The sequence below is a fragment of the Pseudoalteromonas sp. C2R02 genome (assembly GCF_018860845.1).
Lineage (GTDB): Bacteria > Pseudomonadota > Gammaproteobacteria > Enterobacterales > Alteromonadaceae > Pseudoalteromonas.
Window position 1 is genome coordinate 296 of the sequence record NZ_JAHKQC010000004.1, and the last position, 19,672, is coordinate 19,967.

At 35.7% G+C, this 19,672-nt stretch carries 17 protein-coding genes, 2 tRNA genes and 1 riboswitch; of the genes, 4 read left to right on the plus strand and 15 right to left on the minus strand.

From position 1 onward, the window contains the following. Window positions 1-111: 111 nt before the first annotated feature. The 4 genes from KO527_RS00120 to KO527_RS00135 all read right to left on the minus strand — a co-directional run bounded on the left by KO527_RS00120 (window position 112) and on the right by KO527_RS00135 (window position 3,632). Complete coding sequence (locus tag KO527_RS00120) at window positions 112-1,233, minus strand: response regulator (RefSeq protein ID WP_216038406.1); 1,122 nt, start codon at window positions 1,231-1,233, stop codon at window positions 112-114. Window positions 1,234-1,363: 130 nt separating this feature from the next. Next, a complete protein-coding gene (locus tag KO527_RS00125) occupies window positions 1,364-3,325 on the minus strand; it encodes an ATP-binding protein (protein ID WP_216038407.1) in 1,962 nt (653 codons plus the stop codon). After that, a complete protein-coding gene (locus tag KO527_RS00130; RefSeq protein WP_216038408.1) occupies window positions 3,297-3,494 on the minus strand; it encodes a DUF1289 domain-containing protein in 198 nt (65 codons plus the stop codon). Before KO527_RS00130 ends, KO527_RS00125 begins: the two co-directional genes overlap by 29 nt. Window positions 3,495-3,555: 61 nt before the next feature. Next, window positions 3,556-3,632 (minus strand) — tRNA-Arg (locus tag KO527_RS00135). Window positions 3,633-3,835: 203 nt separating this feature from the next. On the opposite strand from KO527_RS00135, the gene KO527_RS00140 reads away from it, so the two are divergent. Continuing rightward, window positions 3,836-4,018 carry a hypothetical protein gene (locus KO527_RS00140; protein WP_042151359.1) on the plus strand — a complete coding sequence of 61 codons (183 nt, stop codon included), beginning with the start codon at window positions 3,836-3,838 and terminating at the stop codon, window positions 4,016-4,018. Window positions 4,019-4,045: 27 nt separating this feature from the next. Here the strand turns inward: KO527_RS00140 and KO527_RS00145 are convergent, their stop codons facing one another. From KO527_RS00145 to thiC, 10 genes are all read right to left on the minus strand, one after another. Beyond that, on the minus strand, window positions 4,046-4,840 hold the full coding sequence (locus KO527_RS00145) for a phosphotransferase (RefSeq protein WP_216038409.1): 795 nt from the start codon (window positions 4,838-4,840) through the stop codon (window positions 4,046-4,048). Then, complete coding sequence (gene pnuC / locus KO527_RS00150) at window positions 4,840-5,514, minus strand: nicotinamide riboside transporter PnuC (RefSeq protein ID WP_252733299.1); 675 nt, start codon at window positions 5,512-5,514, stop codon at window positions 4,840-4,842. Before pnuC ends, KO527_RS00145 begins: the two co-directional genes overlap by 1 nt. Then, on the minus strand, window positions 5,511-5,762 hold the full coding sequence (locus KO527_RS00155; RefSeq protein WP_216038410.1) for a YkoF family thiamine/hydroxymethylpyrimidine-binding protein: 252 nt from the start codon (window positions 5,760-5,762) through the stop codon (window positions 5,511-5,513). Before KO527_RS00155 ends, pnuC begins: the two co-directional genes overlap by 4 nt. Before the next feature lie 61 nt (window positions 5,763-5,823). Next, window positions 5,824-7,965 (minus strand): TonB-dependent receptor, encoded by a 2,142-nt coding sequence (locus KO527_RS00160; protein WP_216038411.1) that lies wholly within the window; start codon window positions 7,963-7,965, stop codon window positions 5,824-5,826. A gap of 111 nt (window positions 7,966-8,076) precedes the next feature. Further along, the gene (locus KO527_RS00165) at window positions 8,077-8,829 is read right to left on the minus strand and encodes a HesA/MoeB/ThiF family protein (RefSeq protein ID WP_354668588.1); all 753 of its coding nucleotides are present in this window, start codon (window positions 8,827-8,829) and stop codon (window positions 8,077-8,079) included. Next, window positions 8,822-10,351, minus strand: a complete 1,530-nt coding sequence (gene thiE, locus KO527_RS00170) for a thiamine phosphate synthase (RefSeq protein ID WP_216038412.1) — start codon at window positions 10,349-10,351, stop codon at window positions 8,822-8,824. Before thiE ends, KO527_RS00165 begins: the two co-directional genes overlap by 8 nt. 79 nt (window positions 10,352-10,430) lie before the next feature. Further along, on the minus strand, window positions 10,431-11,216 hold the full coding sequence (locus tag KO527_RS00175; RefSeq protein WP_216038413.1) for a thiazole synthase: 786 nt from the start codon (window positions 11,214-11,216) through the stop codon (window positions 10,431-10,433). A 59-nt stretch (window positions 11,217-11,275) separates the two neighbouring features. Beyond that, complete coding sequence (gene thiS / locus KO527_RS00180; protein ID WP_216038414.1) at window positions 11,276-11,485, minus strand: sulfur carrier protein ThiS; 210 nt, start codon at window positions 11,483-11,485, stop codon at window positions 11,276-11,278. A gap of 1 nt (window position 11,486) precedes the next feature. Beyond that, window positions 11,487-12,578: a glycine oxidase ThiO gene (gene thiO / locus KO527_RS00185; RefSeq protein WP_216038415.1), complete on the minus strand. Its 1,092-nt coding sequence runs from the start codon at window positions 12,576-12,578 to the stop codon at window positions 11,487-11,489. 79 nt (window positions 12,579-12,657) lie between these two features. Continuing rightward, window positions 12,658-14,607, minus strand: a complete 1,950-nt coding sequence (thiC, locus tag KO527_RS00190; protein ID WP_216038416.1) for a phosphomethylpyrimidine synthase ThiC — start codon at window positions 14,605-14,607, stop codon at window positions 12,658-12,660. A gap of 160 nt (window positions 14,608-14,767) precedes the next feature. Continuing rightward, window positions 14,768-14,885, minus strand: a riboswitch (TPP riboswitch). Window positions 14,886-15,115: 230 nt separating this feature from the next. On the opposite strand from thiC, the gene KO527_RS00195 reads away from it, so the two are divergent. Continuing rightward, complete coding sequence (locus KO527_RS00195) at window positions 15,116-15,487, plus strand: META domain-containing protein (protein WP_216038417.1); 372 nt, start codon at window positions 15,116-15,118, stop codon at window positions 15,485-15,487. A gap of 80 nt (window positions 15,488-15,567) precedes the next feature. Here the strand turns inward: KO527_RS00195 and KO527_RS00200 are convergent, their stop codons facing one another. Continuing rightward, window positions 15,568-15,963: an acyl-CoA thioesterase gene (locus KO527_RS00200; RefSeq protein WP_216038418.1), complete on the minus strand. Its 396-nt coding sequence runs from the start codon at window positions 15,961-15,963 to the stop codon at window positions 15,568-15,570. 385 nt (window positions 15,964-16,348) lie between these two features. Between KO527_RS00200 and KO527_RS00205 the strand changes: the two genes are divergently transcribed. Next, window positions 16,349-16,425: transfer RNA gene (locus KO527_RS00205), tRNA-Ile, on the plus strand. A gap of 510 nt (window positions 16,426-16,935) precedes the next feature. Beyond that, window positions 16,936-19,542, plus strand: coding sequence for a TonB-dependent receptor (locus KO527_RS00210; RefSeq protein WP_216038419.1), 2,607 nt, complete (start codon window positions 16,936-16,938; stop codon window positions 19,540-19,542). Window positions 19,543-19,672 lie beyond the last annotated feature (130 nt).

Consider the following 19,672-nt stretch of genomic DNA (forward strand, 5'->3'; position numbering starts at 1 on the left):
AGATCTCCGATAAAACACCTCGGAGATGACATATGAAAACACTGAGTTCATGCTCTTTTGAGATAATAGCCTTATATTCAAATTTCAAATCTAGCGCCTAGTCCCTCAAACCTAGTCCAAAATATGCGAAAGATCATCTTCTATTTCAAAAAAAGCACTTTTAACATCGGTTAGTAAATCTTCCCGAGCGACTGATTTTTGAATTGTTGTATCTACTTTTTTGAAAATATAAAGCTCTTGATCTTCATCTAGACCCATATAAGGAATGCGGTTTTCAAATTCCTCTTGTAGTTCTCTAAAAATCGCTTCGTTCATTTCATGGCTTAAATTAAGTACACACACTAACTCTTCAAAGCGAGATTTTACCAAAGCAAAAGCGCGTTTTAGTTGCATTTTTTGGTACTTTAAAACCCTAGCGGTTAAAATTGCATTTAATTGTTGCTCGGTAACACTGACAATAAAACAGATATGATCTCGGATCCGACCTAATTTTTCAGGATCATCTAACGGCATATTGAGTATTAATAGGCTGATAGTGGGGTAATTAACTAATATCCTGGGGCTAAATTCATATAAACGCCCTTTGTTTTTAAGTAATTCAAAAAGCTCTATGACCATAGGTGAACATATACCTTCTGAACTAAAGTGAGAAACTTCTTTATCAACTAAAAAAGCACTACATGTTTTTAAACCAAAACTCTTTAAGCATTGGCTCAATGCACTTGCCAACTCTTTTGGTTCATCAATCGTACCTATATTTTCAATATATTGAACAATCGTACCCATTTCACTTGATAATGACATGGCATTAAAAGCCGCAGAAGTGGCGTCTTCAACTTGCTGCTCTAATATTTCACGATTTTCAATCACCTTAAATAGGCTTGATAATTTTGATTGTAATTCTTTATTGCCAAAAGGTTTTACAATATAGTCCTCTGCTCCGACATCGTAACCTGCAATACGCTCCTCAACAGTGCCTCTCGCTGATACAAACATCACTACAATTTCTGAAGTTGCGGGGTTTTCTTTTAATTTTCGGCAAACTTCATAACCATCCATATTCGGCATACTTACATCAAGCAATATTACTCGCGGTTTAAATTCCTCTGCTATTTTTAAGCATTCAGGACCGCTATTAACGCAGTGTAGTTGATAGTCGTCTTCGAGAATTTCTTCAATTATCTCTAAATTATACGGCTCATCATCTACAGCTAAAATTCTATTCTGGACCATTATTCCTCCCTAAATAATCTATACAGTTCAATACCTTATTTGTGACAGTCACAGATAATAAGATACTAATCTAAAACAAGCATAGTTAAGCTTATTTACTTTCTCCAGTTTTCAGTTGAATGTACCCAATTCATCTTGCTTTAGGCAAAACAATGATAACGGAGGCTCCTTGTGTAATATTATTTTGCGCATTAATCGTACCTTGATGGCAATCAATTAATTCTCTACATATTGCCAAACCCAAACCTGTACCACCAGCACCTTTATTGGTTTTACTACTTTGTGAAAACTTACTAAAAATAAGCTCTAACTCATCTTCAGGTATCCCTATCCCCTGATCTTCTACTTTAATTTCTACATTACCTTTACTATCAAAAACATTGATCTGTATTTCGCTATTATCAGGACTAAATTTAATGGCATTTGAAATAATATTTTTGAGTACCTGTGATATCTGATCCCTATCACAATTTAGCATTACCTGAGATAAATTAGCCTCTAGGCCAACCTTGATATTTCGTTCTAGCGCAAAACCAGAAATATCATCAATACTGGTTTTTATAATCGGTAAAAGATCATGCTCTTCAGGATAAAATGGAAATTTACCGACATCTAATTTAGAAAGATCTAATAAGTTATTTAATAAAGTTAATAATCTATGACCACTGCTTTCAATTCGTGACAAATACTTTTTCATTTTATCAATGGGGATCGGCTGTAATTCTAATTTATCTAAGCCAAAGCGAGAAAAACTCAATATTGAGTGCATAGGTGTTCTTAATTCATGGGACATATTCGCTAAGAAGTCTGATTTACTCAGATTAGCCTGCTCAGCTTGATCTTTTGCAAGTTCCAACTCTGAAGTACGATCTTTCACTTTTTGCTCTAACATATCTTTGGTTTCTTTGAGCAGCTCTTCTTTATGCTTTAAGTGCGATACATTTTTTAAAATAGCCGCAAAAGCAATTTCGCCATGAAAATCTATTTCAGAAAACGATCCAGCTAAAGGGATCTTTAAACCATCTTTTAATAAAACTTGTAGCTCACAGCTGAACTGCTTATTGCTTCCAGCCTGAAAAATAGCAGTTTTAACTTCTTCAGCAGACTCAATATCTATCAACGAATAAATAGAGCTACCCACTAAATCTTTATTTGAAGCTGAAAATAGATAAGCACATGAATCATTAGCTTCTAAAATATTACCTGACTGCTCAAACAGTACGATGCCATCAGGGGTGTTTTTATATATCACCCTAAGTAAGCTATCTTTTTCGATTAACGCATCAACCGTATCTTGAAGCCGTTCGACTAGCTCTAAATTATTACGTTTTAATAATTCTGTTTGCCATACTTTATGCAAGGCTTGCAACAATACACTTTCATTAAGTGGTTTTTCTAAAACATCCTCAACACCAATACGTATCGCTTCTATCAGTGCACTCTGATGTGGTTTTGAAGTAACCAATAAGCAACGACAATCTGAGTTAATTACCTTTAGCTGTCTAAAAACATCAATTCCGGTGCATTTGGCCATATTAAAATCAGATATTAATAAATCAAACTTTCGATTTTTAGCTAATTCAATAACCTCTTTAATCTCAGATGCTGTTGTCACATCTAAATGGGCCCCTTTAAGGCTTTTTTCTAGTTTTTCTAACCGCTGAATATCATCATCAACTAACAGTACCTTAGGCAGTAATATTTCGGCCTCTGCACTATTAATTCTTAACTCTTCCTCTAAAATACCTATAATTTCCTTATTATCAAAAAATGGATAAATCATTTGGGAAGAAGGTAAAAGTTGATGCAATTCAGCAAAAGTGGAGGAAATTTTTGCATCTTGTGAGTGAGGTGCAACAAGCAAAAAGGGGATTTCTTTAAAATTATTTTTTAATTCCTGCACTAAAGAAAGTGGAATTCCGTGAACCACAACTATCATATCAAAATGATCGTTTATCAAATCATTTTTAGGCACATCTTCTATTTCTAAAAAATGATTTAATAAAGTTTCACAGCCCACTAACTCTAGCAATACCTTGACCCGCATTGCTAATACACTGCTATTATCGACGATCAAAATCCGTTTTAACATGATCTAAATATTGCTCTTTTCTTTTATTGCATTCTAATAGAGTAGCGTGTTTTTGTTTGTCATTCATTGTATTCCACGACAAAATCTCATCTAAGTGCCTAAAGCATCCCAAACAAATATCAATTTCCGACAGGCAACAGTTGCCAACGCATGGATTATCTTTGGCCATATAAAAACCAAATAAAAGGATGTATTTTTAAGTATAGAGTGATTTTAGAAAAGAAGATAAATGGCGCACCCTGCAGGATTCGAACCTGCGGCCTTCGCCTCCGGAGGGCGACGCTCTATCCAGCTGAGCTAAGGGTGCATTTTATAAATTACAGTAAAATATTTTTTATCATACCTAAGTACTGTAGAGGGTTACAGGCGTATAATAAAGCCAACCAAAGTTAAATGCCAGCTTATTGATTCTATTTGCTTAATAATTCCACTATACTTTTTGCCGTTAGTAAGCTTTACTTAAAATAGTCTGATTTATGAATTGGCTAATTATAAAACTAGGAGAGATAAATGGCATTAATGACAATACTAGAAGTTGCCGATTTTTTAGGCGTCAAAGAAGAACGTGTAAAACGCTTAGAACGAGAGCATTTATTAATTGCAAAAGAAAATAATGATGCAGGAGATCCTCTTTTTGATGATGGTGATGTACAAAAATATAAAGAGCTCGCTGAGCGTATTGGTGGCCTTTAATTATATAGCAAACCCCTGCATAAAAGCCTACTTGCTTTTAAATTCACTTTGATTCAATTGTGATAAAGCAAGTATGGCTGCCTCATCAAACCCACGCTTTATATACCAAAAATAACATAATGCATTATAAATAAAGCTAAATATATCTAGCTTGTTTTTTGCTAACTCACGATTAATCGTTAAGTTACCTTGCTGACAATATAAATTCACTAACTGTGATTTTTGCTGTTCATAAAATTGATAACTTGACGCTATCGCAGCTAAATCAAAAAATACATCGTTAGTTTGTGCATACTCAAAATCAATTATCACAAACCTGTTGCCTTCATTTATAATATTGTTCTTTATTAAATCGTTATGACAAAAACCTAAAGTTTTTGGTAACTGGCTCACTAAAGATAAAGCTAAGTTAATTTTATGCTCAAATGTTTTATATTCGTTTAACTGTTTATAAGGTGAAAAGTGTGCGGCTAAATCCAAACAAGCAGAGCCTGTTGGGAATTGATGTAAATGAATTAATGATTCAACAATTGTTGTGATAGATATGTTATCTACAACCTCACCAGGGGCGTAATCAAATAAAGCTGTATTGTTTATTTTATTAAAACCGTATACCTGTGGCGCAATATCTTTTTTTGCTAATTGCTTTTGCGCAAGTAACTGTGCTATAGGTAATGCATTACGGTAACACTTTAATAAATAATGTTGTTGCTCAGTAATAATATGATAATTAATATTACTGAGCCCAGTAGGTAAAAATGTTGCTTTAAGGATTTTTTCATCAGGTTTAAAGTGATAAAAAAAGTCTGATACCTCTTCCATTAAACTGCGTTTTTCATATCTTGATTATCGGTTATATCAAGTCTGTTTTTTTCATATTCTTGATACCAAGTACTAAAACCCCATGCTGCCATTATGGTATAACAAATGAACAGTACAACAGTTGGATAATAGCCTTTTTCAACATATAAATATATTGAAGCGCCATCAATTACAATCCAGTATAACCAGTTTTCAAGCACCTTTTGAGTGACTAAATAAGTTGTGACTGCTGCAAAACAGGTCGTAAAACTATCTAAGTAGGCAAAATCAGCATGAGTATAATTAGACATTATATAACCGACTGCAATTGAAACTAAAGTGGTTATAGCAATGATTTTAAGATGTCGTTTAAAACCCCAAGATTGAATAGACACTTCCATTTTTTCTATTAAATCAGGTCCTTTATTATGCTTATGCCATGCAGTCCAACCATAAACAGCCATGCCCATGTAATACACATTTAATAGTGACTCCATTAGCAAAGCACCATTAAAAAACAAAATGGTATAAATAAAAGTACTAAAGAATGCTGCAGGCCAACACCACAAGCTTTCTTTTACCGCTAACAAAAGATAAGCGATGGAAAACACAACAGCGATATACTCCCAATGAGACATAGCAGTAAAGCCAGATAAAGTATCAGTGATAACTTGTGTCCAGTTTAAATCACTCATTCTGGAGATAAATCGCCATTAATAAATTTACATACAAATATTGCTTTACCAAAAGTTTCATAAGACTTTTTAATTTCTTGGTTTAATACACTCATAACTAAATCATAATCACCAAAAATCTGAGTCGACATGGTATTAGTAATCACTTTTAAACCCTCATGCGCATTTAATCTATCGATGAAGTCTTTAATAAACGGAATGTAATCTTGATTTAATGGGTATTTGCTAATTTCTACAGAAAGTTCCATATATTATCCTTAGTAAACTGTAGATTCATATTTGAATCTACAGTTTGATTAAACTAATTAATTAAAAGTTATAGTTAAAGCTTACGCCAGCAACCATAGGTTCGCCGTATTGCACATAAGTATGTGTTTCGTAACCATCTTGTGGATCATTACCAAATTCAAAGCCACGTACCGCATACTCTTCATCAAATAAGTTACGTGCCCATGCGCTTAGTTCCCAATCATCTTGAGAATAGGCCATTTTTGCATTCACTAAGTTAACGCTTGGAGCTTTTGAATCATGACCATCTGAAAAGTAATAATCATCTTTACCTTCAATGCCTACACTCATGTATATCGCATCAGTGGCATCAAATTTAGCATTAACAGAATATTGATATCTAGGCGCTTGCGCTTGTTCACGACCATCTTGATCAACACCAGATGAAGTTACATAATCATTAATTTCTGATTCTAAGTAGCCAAAACTACCATTTAAGCTAATACGATCAGTTAGTTGGTAAGAACCATCGATCTCTAAGCCATAGTTAGTACCACTACTTCCGTTAGCATAAAAACCAGTGAACTGCTCTTGCCCGCCATCTGTTTCTTTAATATTCCAATCTTTTAATTGAATATTATCGCGATACATATAAAAAGCGGTAACACGAAGTAGTAATCTGTTATCAGCCGATGAGCCTCTTACTCCAAACTCAGCGTTGTATAAGTACTCTGGCTCAAATGTTGTATGGTTTTTAAAGAATTCGTGATCTTCTCCTATTCCACCATCTTTTGCTTTGGCTAATGCTTCACCATTCACGCCACCAGCCTTATAACCACGAGATAAACTAGTGTAAATCATAGTACGAGGTATCACTTGATACTCTAATGCGACTTTACCACCAAACATAGTATCTGATGTGCTTTCTACTATGGCATTATTATCGCTATAATCCCCGTCATTTTGCTCTACACGAAGACCTGTAATTAAAGTGGTTTTATCATTAATTTGGGTCTCTACTTGGCCAAATAACGCTACATTTTGTGTATCGTAAACAGAAGTAAATTCATCTTCGGCATATAAATCCCAGTTGAAAAAGTTTCTAGTTAAGTCCACATCTCTGCTTTGATAATAAAGACCTGTGATCCAATCTCCTTGTTTACCTGACACAGATAACTCGGCGCTGCGGTCTTCACGATCTCTATAATATGCATCTTTTGAGCTATAACCCCAATCATGTAAGCCAGCAGAACATAGCTCAGGCTTATTTGGATCCTTACAAACCCAATCTTCATCGTAACTATACAATAGCTCAGAACTAATACCTGATACATTAAAAGCCACATCTGCACTATCAAAACCCTTAAAAGTATTTGCCAAACCTATGGCTAAACTTTCTTGATCATCTTGTCCTGGTTCATCAGCCACACTAGTACGACTATTATCTAACGTAAAACCATCATAGCCGTTATCAATATCAATGTAGTGAACGGTTAATTCAGAGTGCAATGATGCAGTTACTTGGCTATCAAGTTTAAAACGACTTACAACTTCATCTCTGCCTTGTGTATCATCTCGCTCTAAATAAGCATTTTCGACAAAACCATCTGATTTAGATTTATATGCACTAAATCTAAATGCAGTATCTTCAGTAATACCAGTACCAAAGGCGAAACCTGCATCTTTACTGTTGTAATTTCCTGCACCCACTTTAAAGTTAAAATTGGTATCAGTTGACGCTTTTGCTGTTTCAATATGTATCATGCCAGCCAATGCATCTGCACCAAAACGTGTACCTTGTGGGCCACGATAAATATCAACTTGTTCAGTATCAAATAACAGTGCTGCACCACCTAAACCAGAATAATTAATGCCATCAATAACTACGCCAACCGAAGGGTTGATAGGGTCAACAAATTGTGAGCGTAAACCCACACCACGAATTTGCATAAAACGGCCACGAGAAGCACCCGCAGTAAAGTTTACATTAGCTGCACCATTTAAAATTTCATCTAACGCTGTAGCGCCACGTAAATCAATATCATCTTTAGAAAATACTGACGCACTAGCGCTTAAAGTTTGAATGCTTTCTTTTTTAAAATCACCTGAAACCAGAATACGCTCAATATCAGCTTCATTTTCTATTGCAAGAGCAGGCGTTAATATCGCCTGTGAAACTGCCAAGGCAAGTATTGATGTAGATGTTTTAAATTTGAATTTCATGATGAAGTTTATTCCATTATTGTCTGAAGCGCGATGCGCGTTATTTTATGTCAAAGATACTGATTTAAACAGTAAAAATGTGTAGTAGATTTAATAAAGACTAAAGTGGCTTTATTGGCAAATATTACAATCAGGGTTTGCTGAAAATGTTATTTTTTGTTGCCCAAAAGTCATTGCATCAAAACTTATAAACTGATTTAAATGCATATGACCTAAAATATAGTTTAAGGCCAGCGTCGCTTGCATAGAACCCATTACACCTAATAACGGACTCACTACTCCTGAGTTTTCGCAGTTAAGTGCTGCTTGCTGCTCTGATGGTTCAAATATGCATTGGTAACAGCCATTACCTTGTTGGCGATTATCAAAAGCCATCAACTGACCTTTTGTTGCTATGGCAGCCGCTGAAATTAAAACCTTTTGCAAATTAACGCAGTCGCGATTTATCAAATATCGCGTTTCAAAGTTATCAGAGCAGTCAAGTATAATATCTGCGTTGCTGATCAGACTTTTAGCATTATCAGCTGAAAGCTGTTCGTTAACAGTATTAATGATTATTTCATTATTTAAGCTAGCTAAACTTTTTTTAGCAGCCTGTGTTTTAGCTTGTCCTAAGTGATTAATCTTATATAAAATTTGCCTTTGCAGATTAGTAAGTTCTACTTTATCGGCATCAACTAAGGTGATTTCACCTATACCCGAAGCAACCAAATACAAAGCCGCTGGGCAGCCTAAACCACCCACGCCAATGATCAATACCTTAGCTTGTTTTAATTTTTGTTGGCCGTCAAAACCAACCTCTTTAAGCATAAGTTGACGGCTGTAACGAACTTTCTCTTTATCACTTAGCGGCGTATTACTCACAATTAATTTCCGCTTGTAGCTTTTCAATTGCCAGTGCTGGATCGTCTGATTCTGTGATAGCACGTACTACAGCAACACTGCCTACGCCTGTTTGGGCAACTTCATTAGCACGCGATAAATCAATACCACCTATCGCTACCGTAGGGTAAGATTTCATTAACGGCACAAAGTGTTTTAGCTTTTCTAAACCTTGAATTTGACCTGTCATATCTTTGGTTGTTGTTGGGTAAATAGCACCAAATGCTAAATAACTAGGTTTATAGTTATCTGCTCTGAGCATTTCATAAAAACCATGAGTCGATAAACCTAAACGCAGATCTGCCATTTTTATTGCCGCTAAATCTGCTAAATATAAATCTTCTTGCCCTAAATGCACGCCGTAAGCTTTATGTTTTATCGCTAATTGCCAATGATCGTTAATATATACATTTGCTTTATATTTATGACCTAAAGCAACTGCTTGGGCTACTTTAGACTCCAACTCTGGGTCTAATTTATCTTTAATACGTAATTGAATGGTTTTAATGCCATTTACTAAACAAGTTTCAAGCCAAGACACAGTATCTACAACTGGGTATAAACCTAATTCTAAGCTATCACATTTAGCAAATTCCATAGCCGGTGGGTGTGCTGAGATAGGGTCTAAATCTAACTCTAAACCTAAATAACTATCTGGTTCTATCACTTGGGGAAAATCAGCTTTATTTTCAGGAAATCCACAATGGGCAACCGGACCAATACCTTCACCAAATCGTTTAGCCGCTTTTAAACCTTGATTAATATAAGCTTTAGCTAAAATAAAAGCGTCTTTTAATGGGTATTCTTTTGCTAAACATGCAGCCATTGCTGATGCAAAACTACACCCTGTGCCATGACTATGAGGCACAGCCAAAGTTTTATTACCTAACCAATATTCCGTACTCAAATCATCACTTGATTGGCAATAATCAATACAATAACCTTGCGGATAATCCCAGTGACCCCCTTTAAGTACCACAGATTGAATACCCATTTTAAAAAATGTCACTGCTGCGTCTCTTATTGCGCTAGGGCCAATTAAATACACCCCAGTTAAAGTTTGTGTCTCTCTTGTATTTGGCGTTAAAACATCAATTAAAGGCAGTAAATGCTCTTTTAACGCAGGTATAACATCATCTTCAGTTAAGTTTTCACCGCTTGATGCCACAACAACAGGATCGTAAATAACAACAGGCTTGCATGACCAAGTATTTTTATATTCTTGAATTTTTTGCGCTATAAACTTGATTTGCTCTTCATTTGCTAACATGCCAATTTTTATAACCGCTGCAGGCATATCTTGTTCTAAGGCTTTAAGTTGTGATGCAATCACATCAACTGCAACAGGGTTGATAGCTTCAAGCCCCATACTATTTTGTGCAGTTAACGCCGTTACAACAGTACAAGTATGAATCCCAAAACTTTGCATTGCTTTTACATCAGCTTGAATTCCTGCACCACCGCCAGAATCAGAACCCGCAATAGTCCAAACTACCTTATTCATTTACAACCTCTTAAAAATTTTTGTCAGTGAGTGCAGCTTCAATAAACATTTATAAAACACAATAAACGCGGTTTATGATTTAAACCTGTTCATGCCAAAAAGGCGTGCCTAGAGTAGGTGTAGAAGCATGAGCTGTTTGCCTTTGTGGCATTATACCCGCTAAATATCCTTGGCTGCCGGCTTCAATTGCATTCGCAAAAGCACGCGCCATTAAAACAGGATCATCAGCTAAAGCCACTGCACTATTTAATAATACGCCATCATAACCCATTTCCATGGCAATACAGGCATCTGATGGTTTACCAATTCCCGCATCTAAAATTAAAGTCGCATCAGGTAGGCGCATTCTTATAGTTTCTAGGTTATATGGATTCATCAATCCTTTGCCTGTACCGATAGGTGATGCCCAAGGCATAATCACTTCACAGCCTAAATCGTATAATCGTTGGCAAATCACTAAATCATCAGTGCAATAAGGTAATACTTTAAATCCTTCGGCAATCAATTGCTCTGCAGACTTTAACAGCTCAATTGGATCAGGTTGTAGGTTATAATCATCACCAATAACTTCTAACTTAATCCAATCAGTATTAAATATTTCTCGGCTCATTTGCGCTAATGTAAATACTTCATCCGCTGATTTACACCCAGCAGTATTAGGCAATAACTTTAAACCCATATTTTGAATATGCTGCCATATTTGAGCACCACTTTGCTCTGATGGATTTTGACGTTTTAATGATAATGTTATTACTTCAGAACCACTTGCTAGTACTGCTTTACTCATTATTTCTGGAGATGGATATAAAGCACTGCCAATTAATAAACGGTTTGTGAGTTCTTCACCATAAATAGACCAGGTCATATTAGCCCCCTGTTATTTGAAATAGTGAGACATTTATGTCGTTTATATAGCAAATCATATTAGCCCCCAGCTATAGGCGACATAATATCTATCTTGTCACCTGCATTTAAAGTTGTTGTAGCGTAATTACCTTTTGCAATAAATTGCGCATTTAGCGCCACTGCAAAGCTACCTGCGATACTTTTATTTTGACTATATTCGGTTAAAACATCAGCTAAACAAGCCGATTCATTCACTGTTTGTTCTTGCGAATTAATTAATATATTCATGCTAACTCACTTGTTTAATAAGTGGATTTTCTTGACTCAAATTTAAAGATCTTGATGAAAATTGCTCTGATACTGCAACTAATGCTTGCTGCAATACAACAGGTGCTAATAAAAATCCATGACGATACAAACCGTTTATACGTATTAAGCCACTTTGATTATAAACTGCAGGGCTATTATCAGATAACGCAGGTCGACAAGCGGATACTTGCTCTTTAATTTCTGCTTCAGCAAAGCCTGGATGAACACTATAAGCTGCTGATAATAGTTCTAAAGCTGAACGCACCGTCATAGGCCCCGTATTGTCTGATTCAATTTCAGTTGCGCCAACCACATAGTGATTATTTGGTTTTGGTGCGATATATAAATGATAATGTGGATGCATTAATCTTACAGGCCTAGTGATATTTACTTCAGGTGCAAATAACTGAAATAACTCCCCCCGCACAGCTCTTAAATTTTTAAGATCATCCGTTGCGCCAACGCCCCTACAATCAATCACTAAATCAGCTGAAATGTGCTTGTCATTACAAACAATTTTACCTTTTGAAAGGTGAGTAATCTTGCTATTTAGATACCAATTTATACCCTCAACGTCTAATTGATGGGTTAAAGCTGACATCAGTTTTCGATTACCTAACTGACCTTCTTCAGGTAAATAAATAGCTGAGTTAAAACGACGTGCTATTTCGGGTTCAAGTTCAGCAAGTTGGTTGCGATTTAATTTTCGCATATCACATTGTGACCAATGTGTTTGAATATGACGCACAAAACGCTGCATATCTCCGACATCTTGCGTATGAGATACAACTAAAGAGCCTTGTTGTTGGTAAAAGGTGTATTCATCTAAAGTAGCCAATATATCTGGCCACATTGAGATCCCTTGCATGCCCATTTTGACTATTTCAGGCTCAGCGATAAGTGATTCACTATAAGGCGTTAACATGCCACCAGCTGCACGAGCTGCACTACCTGTACCTTTTTTATCAGCCTTATCGTATAAATGAATATCATGACCTTGGCGGCCTAAATATAAAGCCATTAGTCGGCCAATTAAGCCACTACCCACTATGATAATTTTATTTTTTTTCATATAAAGTCTGTAGACGGGGCTTTTGCCGCGTTCACACAATGAAGAAATGCGGGACTAAAGCCCCGCTACAAAAACCAAATTACACTGGCTGGTAAATTTCAGCACCCGCATTTTTGAACTCTGCCGATTTAGCTTTCATCTCAGCTTCAACATCAATCATTTGGATTTCGATAGGTTCACCTAATTTATTAGGATCCATGCCTTTATCTTCAAGATCTTTGGCATAATCACGCACTTCTTGTGAGATTTTCATTGAACAGAACTTTGGACCACACATAGAACAGAAATGTGCCACTTTACCTGATTCTTGTGGAATTGTTTCATCATGATATTCACGTGCACGCTCAGGATCTAAACCTATATTAAATTGATCGTACCAACGGAATTCAAAACGTGCTTTAGACATGGCATTATCACGAATTTGAGCACCCGGATGACCTTTCGCTAAATCAGCCGCATGAGCAGCTATTTTATAAGTGATTAAACCTTCTTTTACGTCTTCCTTTTTAGGTAAACCTAAATGCTCTTTTGGCGTTACATAACATAACATCGCACAGCCATACCAAGCGATTTGGGCGGCACCGATACCAGATGTAATATGATCATAACCTGGTGCAATATCAGTTGTAAGCGGACCTAAGGTATAAAAAGGCGCTTCATCACAATGCTTAAGCTGCTCTTCCATATTTTCTTTGATCATATGCATTGGCACATGACCCGGACCTTCAATAAATACTTGAACGTCATGTTTCCAAGCAATTTTAGTTAATTCACCTAAAGTACGTAATTCAGAGAATTGCGCTTCATCATTAGCATCATATACAGAACCTGGACGTAGACCATCACCTAGAGAGAAAGTCACATCGTATTGCTTTAATATTTCACAGATCTCTTCAAAGTGCGTATATAAAAAGTTTTCTTTATGGTGTGCTAAACACCATTTAGCCATGATAGAACCACCACGAGATACAATACCCGTTAAACGCTTTGCAGTCATAGGTACATAACGTAATAATACGCCGGCATGAATTGTAAAGTAATCTACGCCTTGCTCAGCCTGCTCTATTAACGTGTCGCGGAAAATTTCCCACGTTAAATCTTCAGCAACCCCATTTACTTTTTCAAGCGCTTGATAGATAGGTACTGTTCCAATTGGCACTGGCGAATTACGTACAATCCACTCACGTGTTTCATGAATATAACGACCAGTAGATAAATCCATTACTGTATCTGCACCCCAACGAGTAGACCATACTAGTTTTTCAACTTCTTCTTCAATTGAAGAGCCAACTGATGAATTACCAATATTAGCGTTCACTTTAACTAAAAAGTTACGACCTACAATCATAGGTTCTGATTCTGGGTGATTAATATTATTAGGTAAAATAGCACGACCGCGGGCGATTTCGTCACGTACAAACTCAGGCGTAATAAAATCAGGAATACTGGCACCAAAAGACTCGCCTTTATGTTGCTCAGCTAATATTTCGTCACGAATTTCTTTACGACCCATATTTTCACGGATCGCAACATATTCCATTTCAGGTGTGATAATACCTTGGCGAGCATAATGCATTTGCGTCACATTTTTACCTTTCTTACCACGACGAATTTTTGGTAAGTGGTCAAAACGAATATGATCTAAACCTTCATCAGCCATACGCTGTTGTGAAAACTGTGAAGTCACAGATTCTAATAATTCAGTATCATCACGCCCCTCAATCCATTGCTCTCTGTATTTTGGCAAACCTTTACGCACATCTAAAACAAAACCTTCATCCGTATACGGACCTGATGTATCGTACACTAAAACCGGATCATTTTTTTCTACGACAGGGTTATCTTCTGGGCCACTGATATAAGTATCAGTAAGTGTAATTTCACGTATACCTACGCGAACACCTTCCATTTCACCTTCAACATAGATTTTTTCTGAACTTGGAAAAGGCTGACCCGTTAAATTATAAATATAATCTGACGCGGATTGTCGTTCTTCACGACGTGACGGTTTATTTTTAATTGCTGACATGACTAACCTCATTGCTATTAATGACGGCTTGTCAGGAGAGTACCAAATGGCACAAGTGAACTGTAAGTATTAAGACAAGATAATGCACTCAGTACATTGCCCTTTTGGTGTGTTTTCACCCATTATTGCATTTTATACAATAGGGAGAAAACAGCCCCATTGTAATTGGGCGCTTGTTTCCTACGTAGATATTAATCTATTCAGGTTCACGGATCCCGCTAATGCGATCTCAGCTCAACATATACAAAATGTATATTAGAGCACTCCGACAAGTAACTAGTGGGGAGCTTACTTATATTCAGATTGTATGGCAAGTAATACCGATATAACAAAATGAACATTTTTATAAACTTTTTATGATAATTAGCATCCAACAATTAACAAACAAGACTTTGTATATTTGCTATTATTAAGTAATTAGCATGTATATTAACTAATATTGAGTATTTTCATGAAACTATCTGCATTTTTAGCTAGCGTTTGCATTTTATTTACTAGCGGTTGCCAAATGACAAAAACAATTAAAGAAAGTGAATTAAAACATCATAATTTTAAATTAAATACAATTGACAGTAAGCCAGTTGAATCAATACAAGTGATCAATATAGAGTTTATTGAAGCCATGCGTGTAAATGGCTTTGCTGGCTGTAACCGATTTTTTGGTCAAGCTATGCTAGAAGAAGGCAAATTTAAAATAGATAAAATAGGCATGACTCGCAAGTCATGTGGTAATGATATCAATAAAATTGAAAGTGAGTTAATTGATACGTTATCAAATTGGTCTGAAGTGACAATGAAAGATCAAATGCTCACGTTAAAAGGTAAGCACCAGTTAAACTTTAAAATGACTAGCGATCTAAATAAAATAATGAGCAAATAATAATATTACAGCTATTTTGTAAGGCTTGTATGCAGGATTGATAGGTTGAATATCACACTTCAACCTATCAATAATTTTATCTATTTTGTTGGAAAAACCGAATCTATATAATCAGGTAAAAATGGACGACCACGTTCATTTAAAGCAGTACCAGTAATAAATGCATCAATCGCCACTTTTTCATCTTTTAATCTGACTATTTTTTGCCTAAAACCAAATCGGGTTTTAGAAATACGCTCAGGCACAATTTCTACATAAAACTCATCGCCCGGAACTAAAGATGATTTAAAATCAATTTCACTACGAATAACTACTAAATTAATTTTATCAGCAGCCAGCTGAGCAAAATCAATATTATTAGCAGCTAAAAATTCATGACGCGCATGCTCTAAATAATTAAAATATACGCCATTGTTCACGATACCTTGTAAGTCACACTCATAGTCACGTACTTTTAATTCAATTCTAAACGTCATTGATAGCCTCATAGTTAAATTTAATGCACCTATTTGCATAATGAGCACTAGTATGCGTATAAATTAATACGCAGCTAACATAAGCGGCACTTCAATAATTTATATAGTGTTCAGCATTAGGTTTATTAATTGTTTACTCACCTAAGATTGATGATAGGTGAATTTATTTCGCAGTAATCTAACAAAAAACAACCTTAAATCATAAATAAAGTGTGTTTTTATCGATTACTTTGTATTAAAAAAGCGCTAACTGACCACAAAATCATCACTCAAACTAAAATCTGATAAAAATACACTTGAAGGTGATGACAACAGGAAAAAAAACTCATATACTTCAACCCGCTTCAAATATCACAGTGCTGATATTTAGCAAGCTTTAAAAAGTGGCCCTTTAGCTCAGTTGGTTAGAGCATACGACTCATAATCGTCAGGTCCCCTGTTCGAGTCAGGGAAGGGCCACCATTTTTAAACCCAAACACACTCATCTAGTATTAAAATCCCAATAAAAACCTAGCTTAAACCTTATATTAGCGATTAATTACGTTTATCTACGATTTGTAATATCCAACTTTTATTATTCCATTTTAAATCCAGACAATTATTCAATAAGCCTCATTGAAATGACATGTTAGAATTATCAGCAAAGTAAAAACAAAAAAGCCTACTAAGACTTAATCAACGAAACTTCAATTTTATATCATTGAATACGCAAGTTTAATGCTCTAGTTAGATTCGATAATTTCAGTCAACCCAAAATATAAAACGTCACTTATAGGGTTGCCTAGAAATGATATCACTGCCCTTTAAAGCCGATAAAGCCTGATTTCATTACAATAAATCAGGTTACATCAGGTACCATTCGGTTTAATCAGATCCCATCAGTTTATAACAGTATTTGTATTGTCCAAATATTATTACCCTATATTTTGCAAATTAACTTTTGCTTAAATAATATTTAACAAGGGATACATGATGTATAAAAGAACAATTATTAACTTAGCTATTTTAAGTACTATTTCTACACTCTCAGCTTACGCAAACTCTGCTGAGGAGAATTCTGAAGAAATTGAAAAAATTCAAATCACAGGTTCGCGCATTCAACGTACTGACCTCGAAGGAGCAAAACCAATAACCATTATTACAAAATCAGATATCGTAGCAACAGGTCTAACTGACGTTGCAAGTGTATTAGCTGAAAGCATTTTTAATTCAGCAGGAACGTCTCAACCTAGAGCTAATACTTCAGCTGGTAACTTTTCATCATCCGATTTAAGAGGAATAGGTTCAAATCGTACTTTAACATTAGTTAATGGTCGTCGAATTGCTCCATCATCTTCTCTTTATGGCTCAAGCGCCAACCTTAACTTAATTCCAATTGAAGTTGTTGAGCGCATTGAAGTATTAAGAGACGGTGCTTCAGCCATTTATGGTTCAGATGCAATGGGCGGAGTGATCAATATAATAACGAAAAAAAATTATGAAGGTATAGGTATATCACTCAATACTTCAACTACAACTAGAGGTGGTGCAGAAAGACAAGGTGGGGCACTTTCATACGGTACATCTAACGATAAAAGCTCGCTTGTTGTAGTATTAGAGCATCAAACAAATAGCAGTTTAAAAGGTGGTGAACGCCCGCATTTAGATGCTGACTACAATGATAGACGCTTAAGTAAAACTTACTCTCCATGGGGAAGTTATTATGTAAGAGACGAGGATAAAAACTATGTTTATTCTCCAGGTCCTGACTGTCCAGAAGAAAACATTATTGAGCGCACATCAGATATCGGTTCGACTTGTGGATATGATGTGAAAGAAGGTAAATATTACTTACCAACAGTTGATAAAACATCAATATTCACTAATTTCACTTCTGCAATAACGGATGATATTGAGTTCTATAACACCATTTTATACACTAAAGATAAAACCTTTTCTTCTTCTACTCCTATGTGGATCAAAGGTTGGTTAGACGCCGGGCATGTAAACAATCCAACGACAGGCACTGACACAGAGCAAGATGTGCGCTATTACCATTATATGGAAGGTTCGACACCTAGAGAGTTCACTTTTGCAACACAATTATTAGATATAAATGCAGGTATTAACTGGGATTTCGATGATGGGAGCTTATCAATCAATTTAGCTCACAGTAGTGACAGTTTTGAACAAAAATCAAAATATTACTATTTTAAAGATGCACTACTTGAAGCAATAGAAGAAGGTGACTATAACCCGCTTGCATACGCAGGTGGCCCTAATGCGACAACCGATGTGTTAGATACATTTCGCCACACATCAACTCGAAATGGTAGAAGTACTACAAAATCAATCTCAATTGATTGGTCAAGTGTACTACCTTTTGAATTAGAAGGTGGCTCTATAGGCTACGCAATTGGTGGTGAGTTTAGATCTTTAAACTTAAGAGATGAGCAAGATGCGCAAACAAACTCTGGTAATGTTTATCCTGCTTATGGCGGTGATACTGTAGGTAGCCGTAATTATCGTTCTGCTTATGCAGAAGTTGAATTACCAGTGCTAGATACATTAACAATTTCAGCTGCAACACGCTACGACTCATATAGCCTACCTGATCAAGGACAATTTTCTAGTAGTATCTCTGCTAGATATGAAATAACAGATGAATTAGTTCTACGCTCCTCTTTCAGCCAAGGTTTTCGAGTTGCTGATTTAAATGAAGCAACAGGTGAGGAGAGTGTTAGTTTCACAAGCTTAGTCGATCCAAAGTATTGTAACCCAGTACCTGCAGACGAAAAAGATGATTCTGAACTGTGTGATAGTAATGAAACTGAAGTAAGATCCTTTGCAAATAAAAACCTTGCACCTGAAGAATCAGAACAAGTATCTCTTGGTTTCGCTTATGACATTTCAAAAGATTTTGGTATTACGTTAGATTATTGGCAGATTGAAATATCTAATCAAATTAGTTCAATCAGTGGTAAAACGATACTTGACGAAGAATATTTAGGAAACTTAAATAACTACACTGGTATCTATGTCACCCGTGATGAAGCTCTTGGTCGTGAAGATGAGATCGTAGAAATTGGTTCAACAACAACAAACTATTTAGGCTTAGATACTTCAGGTTTAGATTTTTCTGCTAACGCAAAGTTTGATCTTGAAGATATGGGGTCTATTGGATTTGACCTTTCTGCAAGTAAAGTACTTGCATATAAATTTCAAAAAACAAGCTTAGATCCACAGTATGATTATGTTGGCTACGCAAGCCGCCCAGAACATAGAGCGAGTTTTACAACTAATTATCAATACGAAGGTCTTGAAACTTTTGCTAAATTAAGATTTATAGATTCATTCCGTGGAGAGTCTCCATCACAAGAAGCTGATGGCTTGGATTACCAAGACTTTGGTTCTATGACAACTGTAGATATGGGTATAGGTTATAGCTTTGAAGATTACGGTAGAATTAAATTCGTAGCTAAAAATGTATTCGATAAACTACCAGATATCAATACTGATTGGAGTAGCCTAGGTTATAACTATAAAGTTCACAGCATTATTGGTCGTACGCTACAATTAAATTATTCTTTTAGTTTATAGTTTAACTGTTAATAAAAGACAGCTGTTGACCTGTATATAATATTCAGGTTAATAATAAACCACTTTTTCAATACACGATAAAGTGGTTTTTTTATCTCTTCATTTTTGTTAATACCTACCTTTGACGATG